This window comes from Nocardia sp. NPDC001965 (genome assembly GCF_053594175.1).
Map to the genome: position 1 here is coordinate 23,560 of NZ_JBSFDZ010000047.1, position 10,727 is coordinate 34,286.

Sequence of the window (10,727 nt, forward strand, 5' to 3'; positions counted from 1 at the left end):
TCTAGCCGCGCTGCGCCAGGAACGCGACCCGAACCTTGTCACCGGTGCGAATTTCGGTGTCGTCGGGTTCGACCACGATGAGACTGTTCGCCTCCGACATCGCGGCCAGCAGATGCGACGACGCGCCCGCGCTGTTTCCGAGCGGCTGCACCAGGTACTCCCCCGTGGATTCGTCCCGCATCAACTGGGCGCGCAGATAGCCTTTGCGACCGGCCATGGACTGGATCGGGGTTATGGTCCGGGCCCGGACGATCCGGCGCATCGGCTGCCGCCTTCCCAGCGCGATCCGGATCAGTGGTCGCACCATCACCTCGAAAACCACCAGGGCGCCGACCGGATTGGACGGCAGCAGGAAGGTGGGCACCTCGTCCCGGCCGAGCCGGCCGAACCCCTGCACCGAACCCGGATGCATCGCGACCCGGGCGATCTCCAGTTCACCGAGCCCCTCGAGCGCTTCGCACACCTGATCGGAAGCCCATCCGCCGACCGCGCCGGCGATCACCACCACTTCCGCCCGCACCAGCTGGCCCTCGACCACATCACGCAACCGGCGCGGATCGGCGTCGACGATGCCGACCCGGTTCACATCCGCACCGGCATCACGGGCGGCGGCCGCCAACGCATAGGAGTTCACGTCGTAGACCTGCCCCGGTCCGGGCGCACGGTCGATATCGACCAGTTCCTCACCGATCGAGATCACCGACAGCCGCGGCCGTGGATGGATCAGGACCTTGTCCTGGCCGACCGCGGCCAGCAGGCCCACTTGAGCGGGACCGATGATCGTCCCGGCATGCACCGCGACATCCCCGGGTTGCACGTCATCACCGGCCCGGCGCACGTAATCACCCGATCGCACGGGCTCGTACACCTTGAGCCGGCCCCGGCCACCGTCGGTGAAATCCAGCGGCAGCACCGCGTCGGCGAGGGTGGGCAGCGGCGCGCCGGTCGCCACCCGCACCGTCTGGCGGGGTTGCAGCCGGATCGGCTGCCGGGAACCGGCGAGCACCTCACCGACCACCGGCAAGGTCAGGTCGACCAGTTCGCCGTCCTCGTCCCGGATATCGGCGCCGGCAGACGCCACATCCACACTGCGCACGGCGTATCCGTCGATGGCAGCCTGATCGAACCCGGGCAGCGGCCGTTCGGTCACCACGTCCTCGGCACACAGCAGGCCCTGGGCCTCGGAGATCGCGACCCGCACCGGCCGCGGCGCGACGGCCGCGGCCGTCACCTTGATCTGCTGATCCTCAACAGAGCGCATCCAGCCCTTCCCGATGTCCTCGCCCCGCAGGCGATCTCATTCGTCCGCGGTGAGTTGGGGGTTCCACGCCGGGTCGAGCCGTTGCTGGAGCCACTCGCGCAGCGCAGGACCGTATTCCTCGCGCTCCAACGCGAAATCCACCGCAGCACGAAGATAGCCGCCCGGGTTACCCAGATCGTGGCGCGACCCACGGTGGACGACAACATGGACCGGATGTCCCTCGTCGATGAGCAGCGAAATCGCGTCGGTGAGTTGTAGTTCCCCGCCCGCACCAGGGCCGATTCGGCGCAGCGCGTCGAAGATCGCGCGATCGAGCAGGTAGCGACCGGCGGCGGCGAAGGTGGAGGGCGCGTCGGCCAGGCTCGGTTTCTCCACCATCGCCTTGACACGCAGCACATTCGGATTGACCGCATCGGGTACCGGTGCCACATCGAAAACCCCGTAGGCGCTGACCTGATCCTTGGGCACATCGATGGCACACAGCACGGATCCGCCGCGTTTACGGCGGACCCGGTTCATCACGTCCAGCACCCCGCACGGCAGCACCAGATCGTCGGGCAGCAGTACCGCGATCACTTCCTCGTCGGGATCGAGCACGGCTTCGGCCTGCGCCACGGCGTGCCCGAGACCCAGCGGTTCCTCCTGCACCACCGAGCTCACATCGAGCAGCCCCGGAGCCTTGCGCACCTTCTCCAGCAGCTGGAACTTGCCGCGCTCGGCGAGGGTGCTCTCCAGCACCAGATCCTCCACGAAATGCGCGACCACACCGTCCTTGCCGGGGGAGGTGACGATCACCAGCCGGCTGGCGCCGGATTCGGCGGCCTCGCTGGCCACCAACTCGATACCCGGGGTGTCGACCACCGGCAGCAGTTCCTTGGGAACCGTCTTGGTCGCGGGCAGGAACCTGGTTCCCAGCCCGGCCGCGGGTACGACGGCCGTCCGGAAGCCCGGTTCCGGCGCGGTGGCGCCCTCGTTGCCCTGTTCTGCGGCCTTTTCTGTCATATACACACCCTATCCATCCACAGCGCCGTCCAAACGGCTGTACACCGGCCCGCCGCGGACTTACGGGACGAAACCGGCACCGGTGAGAGCCTATGGTTGTCGCCGTGCCCATGCCCGACGAGCGTGACAAGCAGGCCTGGCGCGCGGAGATCCGCGCCCGCCGGGCGCGACTGCCCGAGTCCGTACGTACCGCGGAGGCCGCGGCGCTGGCCGCGGCGGCCGCGGATCTGGATCCCGCTGAGTGGGTGTGCGCCTACGTGCCGATGCGCGGAGAACCGGGATCGGTAGCCGTACCCGAGGCGTTGCGCGCTGCCGGCAGTCGCGTGCTGCTGCCGGTGACCGGGGAACCGGGGGCGCTGAGCTGGGCCGAGTTCACCGGTGCGGAATCGTTGCGCCCGGCCCGGTTCGGCCTGCTCGAACCGGCGGGACCGGTGTTGCCGCCGGAAACCGTCGCCCGGGCCGAGGTGCTGCTGATTCCGGCGCTGGCCGTGGATCGGCGCGGCGTCCGGCTCGGGCAGGGGGCCGGTTACTACGACCGGACGCTGGGTATGGCCGATCCGGCCGCCCGGCGGACGGTCGTCGTCCGGGACGACGAGCTGGTCGAGCGGCTGCCCGAGGAACCGCACGATATCCGGATGACCTGGGTACTGACACCGGGCCACGGCCCGCGGCGGCTCCGATCGGGCCCGCCCTGAGCACCCTTCGCCGTGGCACTCGACACAATGGGAGGTGTCCGGGAATCAATCGGCGATTGGCACTGTTGGCACTGTCAGCTGTAGAGTGCTAAGTCTCGAATACTGCGGAGGACCCTGTGCCAACCTATTCATACGCGTGCACCCAGTGCGACAACCGCTTCGATATCGTTCAGTCCTTTACCGACGAGGCACTCACTGTCTGCTCGGAGTGCTCCGGCACCCTGCGTAAGCTCTTCAATTCGGTGGGCATCGTCTTCAAGGGCAGCGGCTTCTACCGGACCGACAGCCGTAGCGGCGCCTCGACCGCCAGCGAGCCGGCCAAGTCCGACAGCTCCGCGTCGACCTCGTCCGGGTCGGGCTCGAAATCGAGCTCCGACAAGGGTTCGACCGGCACCTCGTCCACCCCGGCCGCCGCAGCCAGCTGAGAGATGGATCTCGCGCCGCTCCGGCGCTGATCGCCCGGCGATAGCAGCCGGGCATCGTCAGGGATTCTCCACACCCCGGGAGTTGTCCACAATCGCGCACAACTCTCGGTCCGGGCCGGAAATCGTTCATACGCTCGGCCCATGAGCCGCACTCGAATCTCCGCCCGGACGGGCATCGGCGGGCGCAGCCGTCTCGGCACCGGTGAGACCTGGCGCGCCGCCTTCGACAATCGCCCACCGTGGGCCGATGGAGTCCTCCTGCGGCGCATCCTGGCCGCCCTGTGCGCCTTGGCTGCCGTCGTACTGCTCCTGCGTAGCGATCCAGCTCACACGCGTATCTCCCTCGTGGTCGCGGCACGTGACCTCCCACCCGGTCATCTGCTCGCCGCCGCGGACCTACGCCTCACTTCCTATCCACCGGGTATCGCACCCGGCGGCGCGGCCACCGACCCCGCCCCGCTGCTCGGCGCCGTATTGACCGCCGGCCTGCGCGCGGGCGAAGTACTCACCGATGTGCGCGTGGTCGGGCCACGGCTGGCCGAGGTCGCGACAGGCCACCCGAATGCCAGGATCGTGCCCGTCCGCCTCGCGGATACCGCGATCACCGAGATCCTCCGCGCCGGCGACCGGGTCGATGTGGTGGCCGCCGGTTCCGCGGAATCGGCACTAGCGCACACCCTGGCCGTCGACGCGGCCGTGGTATCGGTATCGGGGCCGCCCACGGATACGGGCGCGACCCGGCACGCCGACCGCGTCGTGCTCGTAGCGATGGATCCCCACCGGGCCGCGGTCGTGGCCGCGGCCTCGCTGAACAGCGCACTCACCGTGATCTTCCATTGAGCGCCCGATCCGTGGCAGCACAGAAACGCAGGGGCCTGCCGCGACTACGCGGCAGGCCCCTGCACCGAGATGTGGGACCGACCCGAAATGGGCCGGATGAGCCCTACTTTCGGATCAGCCGATGCTGAACGGCTGGCCCCACAGGGTCACCACGGACATCACATGATCGGTCTCGACCTTGACCTTCACGAACGAACGGGCCTGCGCGTAGCCGCCACAGCCGCTCAGCCCGATGGTCTCGTCGGACCAGGTCACCGAGCCGTTGTTGCCCTTGAACTTGTTGCTGGTGGAATGTTCCTCGTCACCGTAGTCGTCCGGCTTCTCGATATCGAGGACGTAGAAAGCCTTTGCCTGGCCGGGGCCGAGGGTCAGGTTGGCGCCACCCTTGCCACTGGGTGTGATCTCGGCACTGTCGTCACCGACCTTCACATCGCCGGTGACGCTACCGTCGACACCGCCGCCGGAGATGTTGACCTGGCAGCCCACGACGTAGCCGGGGTAGATCTTGCCACCGACCTTCTCCCCACCGGCGATCTCGACCTGCGCACTACCGGACACCCACGCATTGCGGTGAACGGGGGTGGCGCCCATGGACGGGCTGATGTTGGCCGATTCGCCGACGATTCGCACGGTCACCACGGTGCCGTCGGACAGGGTCTTGACGATTTCACCGCCGGGCAGCGGAACGAAGGTGTCAGCGTTGGCTGCTCCGGTGGAGAACAGGCCGAGCGCGATCGAGGCGGCGGCACCGACGCCGGCCAGGCGCGCCAGATTTTTGCGGTTGAACATGTGTTTGTGCCCCTCTGGGGTTGAATTCGCGACAGCGAGAAGTGAAATGGGTGAATTCGACCGGTACCGGTGTCAGCCGATGCTGAAGGGCTGCCCGTAGAGGGTGGTCTTGGAGTAGTGGTCGCCGATGACCTCGACGACGGTGTAGGCCCGGGCCTGCGCGTAACCGGCGCAGCCCTGGATCGCCATCTCCACATCCTGGTACTCGACCGAGTAGACACCGGGCTTCTCGATGTCCTTGAATTCGATCTGCACGAACTTGACCTCGCCCGGGCCCAGCTTGAGGCCGACCGAGCCGCCGACACTGCCGCCGTCGAGTTTGATCCCGACCGAGCCACCCAGGCTGATCGCGTTGTCGGCGATACTCACCTGGCAGCCGACGACATAGCCGGTGTTGATCTGCGAAGCGCCGTGGGTCGAAGAATTATTGGTGCCGCCGGCATTGGTCGGACCGTTGTTCGGACCGGATTTACCCTCGGGGGTCACCGAGACATCGGCCGTGGCGGTGCCCGAGACCCAGACGGTCCGGCCCACGCCGTTGGCGGCCAGGGACGGCGAAACGATCGCGCTCTCATGGGTGCGGGTGATCTTCACGCCCGGCCCGGCCTTCTCACCGTCGGGCAGCGGCACGAAGGTATCCGCATTCGCGGCACCGGTCGAGAACAGGCCCATGGCCACGGCAGCGACGGCGCCCACGCCCAGAGCGCGCGCGCCGCAGCGCAGACCGGTGGTGCGGTTCTTGCTCATATTTCCCCTCATCAAGGTTTTCAGCGACTCCCGGCATCTCAGCGATTCGATATCGGGGCGGCCCGAGAACAGGCTTCATAGAGCTTGAGGGATGGCTGTAGCCACTAGATGAACCCGAAACCGCACAGCCGGTGAACACTCGAATACCGTGCCGCCGACACGGTGTGTCGACCGGGTGATTGCCGGGTTGCCGGAAGGTGACGGGTGCTGGGGAAATGCGCTCGGAATATCGGCTGAGCCTGTTCTGTACGAACAGAATACGGGCCCGCCGCAGCTGCGGCGGGCCCGTACTCGTGCCGATATGTCCGGATCGGTCGATATCAGCCGAGGCTGAACGGCTGTCCCCAGAGCGTGACGAAGGTGATCACGTTCTCGGTCTCCACCTCGACCTTGACGAAGGACCGGGCCTGCGCGTAGCCACCGCAGCCGCTCAGGCCGATGGTCTGATCGGACCAGGTCACCGAACCGCTGTTGCCCTCGAACTTGTTGTTGGTCGCGTGATCCTCGCTACCGAAGTCGTCCGGGCCCTCGATATCGAGGACGTAGAACGATTTCGCCTGGCCGGGGCCGACCGTGAGGTTGCCACCGGTTTCCGCGCTCGGGCTCACGGCGCCCTCGGTATCGACATCGGCGCTGGCACCGCCTTCGGCGCCGCCGCCGTCGATGTTCACCTGGCAGCCCACGACGTAGCCGGGGTAGATCTTGCCGCCCACGTCCTCACCGCCGGCGATCTCGACCTGCGCGCTACCGGATGCCCAGGCGTTGCGATGCACCGGAGTAGCACCCATCGACGGGCTGATGGAAGCCGATTCGCCGACCATGCGGACGGTCACCACCGTGCCGTCGGACAGTGTCTTGACCAGTTCGCCGCCGGGCAGCGGAATGAAGGTATCGGCACTGGCGGCCCCGGTCGAGAACAGGCCCAGCGCGATGGTGGTGGCGGCGCCGACGCCGGCCAGGCGCGCCAGATTCTTACGGTTGATCATTGGGTTACACCCTTCGAAGGGAGAGCTCGCGGGCTGCGCGAGGAAGTTCGGTTCGATACGACGTGGTCGGGCGCGGCGGCTCAGCCGATGCTGAACGGCTGGCCGTACAGCGTGGTCTTCGAGTAGTGGTCGCCGATGATCTCGACCACCGTGTACGACCGCGCCTGCGCGTAACCCGCGCAACCCTGGATCTCGATCTCGGCATCCTGGTACTCGACCGAGTACTTGCCGGGCTTCGTGATGTCCTTGTAGTCGATCTGCACGAACTTGACGTCGCCCGGGCCGAGTTCGAGCCCGATGGAGCCACCGACTCCACCGCCGTCGAGGGACAGGCCCGCGGAAGCTCCGAGACCGATCGCGTCCTCGCCGATACTCACCTGGCAGCCGACGATATAACCGGTGTTGAGCTGCGAAGCGCCGTGTGTGGACGAATTGTTGGTGCCGTCCTCGCCGGTAGGACCGTTGTTCGGGCCCGGCTCACCCTCGGGCGTCACGGCGACGTCGGCAATGGCGTTTCCGGAAACCCAGACCACACGGCCTGCCCCGTTGGCTGCCATCGATGGCGAAACGACGGCATGCTCACCCGTACGGGTGATGGTCACTCCGGGTCCGGCTTTCTGGCCGTCGGGCAGTGCCACGAAGGCATCTGCGTTCGCGGCGCCCACCGACAACAGGCCCACGGCGACAGCGGCCGCGGCACCGACACCCGCGATCCTGGCGCCGTTACGTACACCGTCGGTGCGGTTCTCGCTCATATTTCCCCTCATCACTTCGGACAAACAGCATGGCCTACGAGACTCGGACATATGACTCGCCGGCTCAGACCAGTGTTTCGCCTGTTTGTTACCTACAGGTGACCTGTTGTTATTTCGGTGCAACGCCGCAAACCGGACAATGCACGCCAATGCGACCGGCGGAGAACCGCATTGCGGAACCACGCCGGACCGCCATTGCGGCGGTCGACGATCCGAGATTAAACGGTCGGTAACAGGTTGGACAAAGGGTGCTTTCGCTATACGTTAATGTGATTCGAATCACATGCCGTGCCGAGAAGTCAACTCTCGCAGGGCAAACGCAGGTGGGCGGCACAAATGCGGCCGTCGGCCGCGGAAATTCACCGCAAAGAAATCATCAAGAGAATCGGCGCGTCAATCGGACACGTCGATGACCGAAGATTGTAATCTGCGGCAGCAGAAGTCTGGACAATTCGAAAAAAACAAGCTCCCCCTTTACCTCCCGGAGATAGCGCATCAACGCCGCATTCTATCGAAAAGCATTGTGCGCCAATACTTTTCCGGGATCAGCCGGTGCCGCCGTGATGCGGCGGCACCTGCGAACGCCACCAGTCGTCGCCGTCGGCGCTCGCCCCCGCACCCTCGTCCCGCTCGTCGCGCGTGGTGGACGGCAGCACCTCACCGAACACCCGGTCCAGATACGCCGGGTCCCCCGCCCGGCGGTTCGCCCGGCGGGGGACCTCGGGGGTCTCGCCCTCACTCATGCCGTGCCCCGGCTCATTCCAGCAGCCCGGACAATTCGCCGATCACCCGGCTCGCCAGCGGCCCCAGCGTCGCCATCCCGTCGCGGATCGCGGCCCGGGTCCCCGGAAGGTTCACCACGAGAGTGCTGCCCGAGATACCCGCCAGCCCACGGGAAAGACCCGCGTCCAGCGAGCCGGCCACCCGGCCCGACGCCCGCAGCGCCTCACTGATCCCCGGCAGATCCCGGTCGAGCACCTCTGAAGTGGCCTCCGGTGTCACATCGCGCGGCGACATACCGGTACCACCGACCGAGATCACCAGGTCGACACCGCCGATCACCGCTGTGTTCAACGCGTTCCGGATCGCCACTTCGTCGGCTTCCACCGAAACGGACGCGTCGACGAGGAAGCCCGCCTCGGTGAGCAGCTCGGTGACCAGCGGGCCCAGCGAGTCCTCACCGCCGTGCGCCGTTCGATCGTCCACCACCACGACCAGTGCGCGCCCCGCAACAGGAGCATCGATTTCCATACCGCTCACCGTAGCGCCGAGTTCGATCGCCGCGTGCCCACCCCCGGTCACCAACTGCATCACCGGCCTCCCTCCACCGCGGCAGCGGCCAAGGTCACCTCGGCCGTCCGGGTATTACCGCCCCGCTCGTCGGTATAAGTCACCGTCACCTTGTCTCCGGGTTGTTTGGATCGCACCGCCGCTACCAGCGCGTCACCGGAATCGATCGTGCGGTCGTCGAGCCGCGTGACGATCGAGCCGGGCGGGATCTTCGCCGCGGCCGCCGGGCCGTTCGGCGTCACATCGAGGATTCGGGCACCGTGCACCGACTCGTCACGCTGCACGGTCATCCCGATCTGCGCGTAGGTGGCATGACCACTCTTGATCAACTCATCGGCGACGCGCCGCGCCTGATCCACCGGAATCGCGAAACCGAGTCCGATCGAACCGCTCTGCTGACCGCCCTCTCCCGACGAGCCGAGGCTCGCGATGGCCGTATTGATCCCGATCAACCGCCCCTGACCGTCGACCAGCGCGCCACCGGAGTTACCCGGATTGATCGCGGCATCGGTCTGGATCGCGTCGATCACCGGATTCGGCACAGTCGGGTCGTTACTGCCCTCTCCGGTGGTGGATACCGGGCGGTTCATCGCCGAAACGATCCCGGTGGTCACGGTGCCCGCCAGCCCCAACGGCGAACCTATCGCCACCACGGGCTGACCCACCTGGAGATTCGCCGAACTGCCCAGCTCGATCGGCTGCAGATCCGATTTTCCCTTCACCTTGATGACCGCGAGATCCGATACCGGATCGGCACCCACCAGCGACGCCGACGCCGTACTGCCGTCGGAGAAGGTCACCGACATCTCACCGTTCGCGCCGCCCCCCGCCGCGACATGGTTGTTCGTCAGGATCAAACCGTCCGACGACAACACCACCCCGGACCCCTCCCCCTGGCCGCGATTGCTCGCCACCTCGATCATCACCACCGACGGCAGCACCCGCTGCGCGACGGCCTGGGTCGAACCGGCCGGAGCGTTCGCCGCGTCCCGTACCGCCGGAGCCGGTGCGTCCAGCGCGTTCGTCACCGCCGGACTGCCCCCCGAATCGCTCACCAGCGCACCCACCGCACCACCGATACCCCCGCTCACCAGTGCCAGCGCGACCGCTCCGGCCACCAGACCGGTACGAACCGGCCTCCGTCGCGGCGGCGGTACCGCGGCGTAGAACTGCCCGGAATCACCGGACGGCGGGCCACCGAACGGGCCGGCGGGATACGCCGCGGTATCGCCGGGCGAACCCGGCGGAAACTGCGGTCCGCCCGGAAACTGCCCCGGAGCGCTCACCGGCGGCTGTCCCGGCACGCCCTGCTGCCCGCCGACCGGCCCAGGACCCGACGACGGCCCCGCCTGCGCCTGCTGCGCCTGCTGCGGCGGCTGCGGCGGCTGCGGAGTCGAGGGCGGCACCGATCCGGATTCCGGCCCGGCCGGCCGATTGGTGAAATCCTCGGTCATAGTTTCCCTTTTCTGCTCATATTCGCTGTCCAGCCTGCCGACAACTACTGAGAACGAACTGAGAGCCGCATTAATTTGGCTGTGTTTATTTGCGACGCCTTCGGCGTCGCGGGCGGGGCCCTCGTGACCCCGGTTCTTCCCTCCTCCGCTCCTCCGCTTCGCTCCCCCGCTCCGTCGCTCCAGAACCGGGGCGGGCCCCGCCTCGGAGGTGGACCATCCGGACAGGGGTACGAGGGACAGCCATTGCCTTCAGGAGCACAGGAGCACAGGAGCACAGGAGCACAGGAGCACAGGACAATGTAGTGCTCGACTCCCCGGAACCCCTCGAACGAAGGACCCCCGAGTCGCCAGACCCTCGCAACATGATTGCCCCCGCAACCCACCCGAGTCGAGTTTTACGAGACACCTCGAAGGGTTGAGGCCCGTCTCGCCGTTCAGGCCTCGAAGCGCATGCGCCGAAGGCGCGAGTCTCGAGGCCTGAAC

The 10,727-nt window shown here is 67.2% G+C and carries 12 protein-coding genes; 3 read left to right on the top strand and 9 right to left on the bottom strand.

The features are described from left to right. Window position 1 precedes the first annotated feature (1 nt). Complete coding sequence (gene glp, locus ACWCPQ_RS31775) at window positions 2-1,261, bottom strand: molybdotransferase-like divisome protein Glp (protein WP_449905778.1); 1,260 nt, start codon at window positions 1,259-1,261, stop codon at window positions 2-4. Window positions 1,262-1,297: 36 nt separating this feature from the next. After that, complete coding sequence (locus ACWCPQ_RS31780) at window positions 1,298-2,263, bottom strand: UTP--glucose-1-phosphate uridylyltransferase (protein ID WP_449905780.1); 966 nt, start codon at window positions 2,261-2,263, stop codon at window positions 1,298-1,300. 110 nt (window positions 2,264-2,373) lie between these two features. Between ACWCPQ_RS31780 and ACWCPQ_RS31785 the strand changes: the two genes are divergently transcribed. The 3 genes from ACWCPQ_RS31785 (at window position 2,374) to ACWCPQ_RS31795 (ending at window position 4,223) form a co-directional block, all read left to right on the top strand. Further along, on the top strand, window positions 2,374-2,958 hold the full coding sequence (locus ACWCPQ_RS31785; protein WP_449905808.1) for a 5-formyltetrahydrofolate cyclo-ligase: 585 nt from the start codon (window positions 2,374-2,376) through the stop codon (window positions 2,956-2,958). 116 nt (window positions 2,959-3,074) lie between these two features. Continuing rightward, window positions 3,075-3,383, top strand: coding sequence for an FmdB family zinc ribbon protein (locus tag ACWCPQ_RS31790; RefSeq protein ID WP_449905782.1), 309 nt, complete (start codon window positions 3,075-3,077; stop codon window positions 3,381-3,383). A 141-nt stretch (window positions 3,384-3,524) separates the two neighbouring features. Continuing rightward, on the top strand, window positions 3,525-4,223 hold the full coding sequence (locus ACWCPQ_RS31795) for an SAF domain-containing protein (RefSeq protein ID WP_449905784.1): 699 nt from the start codon (window positions 3,525-3,527) through the stop codon (window positions 4,221-4,223). Window positions 4,224-4,337: 114 nt separating this feature from the next. Here the strand turns inward: ACWCPQ_RS31795 and ACWCPQ_RS31800 are convergent, their stop codons facing one another. The 7 genes from ACWCPQ_RS31800 to ACWCPQ_RS31830 all read right to left on the bottom strand — a co-directional run bounded on the left by ACWCPQ_RS31800 (window position 4,338) and on the right by ACWCPQ_RS31830 (window position 10,244). Beyond that, entirely contained in the window at window positions 4,338-5,012 is a 675-nt protein-coding gene (locus ACWCPQ_RS31800) for an MspA family porin (RefSeq protein WP_449905787.1), read from the bottom strand. Between the two features lie 72 nt (window positions 5,013-5,084). Then, window positions 5,085-5,759 carry an MspA family porin gene (locus ACWCPQ_RS31805; RefSeq protein ID WP_449905790.1) on the bottom strand — a complete coding sequence of 225 codons (675 nt, stop codon included), beginning with the start codon at window positions 5,757-5,759 and terminating at the stop codon, window positions 5,085-5,087. 320 nt (window positions 5,760-6,079) lie between these two features. After that, window positions 6,080-6,745, bottom strand: coding sequence for an MspA family porin (locus tag ACWCPQ_RS31810; protein ID WP_449905793.1), 666 nt, complete (start codon window positions 6,743-6,745; stop codon window positions 6,080-6,082). A gap of 80 nt (window positions 6,746-6,825) precedes the next feature. Next, on the bottom strand, window positions 6,826-7,500 hold the full coding sequence (locus ACWCPQ_RS31815) for an MspA family porin (protein WP_449905796.1): 675 nt from the start codon (window positions 7,498-7,500) through the stop codon (window positions 6,826-6,828). Window positions 7,501-8,045: 545 nt separating this feature from the next. Next, window positions 8,046-8,243, bottom strand: coding sequence for a hypothetical protein (locus ACWCPQ_RS31820; protein WP_449905799.1), 198 nt, complete (start codon window positions 8,241-8,243; stop codon window positions 8,046-8,048). Window positions 8,244-8,256: 13 nt separating this feature from the next. Beyond that, window positions 8,257-8,811 carry a MogA/MoaB family molybdenum cofactor biosynthesis protein gene (locus ACWCPQ_RS31825; protein WP_449905802.1) on the bottom strand — a complete coding sequence of 185 codons (555 nt, stop codon included), beginning with the start codon at window positions 8,809-8,811 and terminating at the stop codon, window positions 8,257-8,259. Continuing rightward, the gene (locus ACWCPQ_RS31830; RefSeq protein WP_449905805.1) at window positions 8,811-10,244 is read right to left on the bottom strand and encodes a S1C family serine protease; all 1,434 of its coding nucleotides are present in this window, start codon (window positions 10,242-10,244) and stop codon (window positions 8,811-8,813) included. Before ACWCPQ_RS31830 ends, ACWCPQ_RS31825 begins: the two co-directional genes overlap by 1 nt. Between the last annotated feature and the right edge of the window lie 483 nt (window positions 10,245-10,727).

Bases quoted from the DNA above. Each gene is read 5' to 3' on its own strand.
- ACWCPQ_RS31805 (WP_449905790.1), bottom strand. From the start codon at position 5,759: ATGAGCAAGAACCGCACCACCGGTCTGCGCTGCGGCGCGCGCGCTCTG.
- ACWCPQ_RS31810 (WP_449905793.1), bottom strand. From the start codon at position 6,745: ATGATCAACCGTAAGAATCTGGCGCGCCTGGCCGGCGTCGGCGCCGCC.
- ACWCPQ_RS31820 (WP_449905799.1), bottom strand. From the start codon at position 8,243: ATGAGTGAGGGCGAGACCCCCGAGGTCCCCCGCCGGGCGAACCGCCGG.
- ACWCPQ_RS31800 (WP_449905787.1), bottom strand. From the start codon at position 5,012: ATGTTCAACCGCAAAAATCTGGCGCGCCTGGCCGGCGTCGGTGCCGCC.
- ACWCPQ_RS31825 (WP_449905802.1), bottom strand. From the start codon at position 8,811: ATGCAGTTGGTGACCGGGGGTGGGCACGCGGCGATCGAACTCGGCGCT.
- ACWCPQ_RS31780 (WP_449905780.1), bottom strand. From the start codon at position 2,263: ATGACAGAAAAGGCCGCAGAACAGGGCAACGAGGGCGCCACCGCGCCG.
- ACWCPQ_RS31815 (WP_449905796.1), bottom strand. From the start codon at position 7,500: ATGAGCGAGAACCGCACCGACGGTGTACGTAACGGCGCCAGGATCGCG.
- glp (WP_449905778.1), bottom strand. From the start codon at position 1,261: ATGCGCTCTGTTGAGGATCAGCAGATCAAGGTGACGGCCGCGGCCGTC.
- ACWCPQ_RS31785 (WP_449905808.1), top strand. From the start codon at position 2,374: ATGCCCGACGAGCGTGACAAGCAGGCCTGGCGCGCGGAGATCCGCGCC.
- ACWCPQ_RS31830 (WP_449905805.1), bottom strand. From the start codon at position 10,244: ATGACCGAGGATTTCACCAATCGGCCGGCCGGGCCGGAATCCGGATCG.
- ACWCPQ_RS31795 (WP_449905784.1), top strand. From the start codon at position 3,525: ATGAGCCGCACTCGAATCTCCGCCCGGACGGGCATCGGCGGGCGCAGC.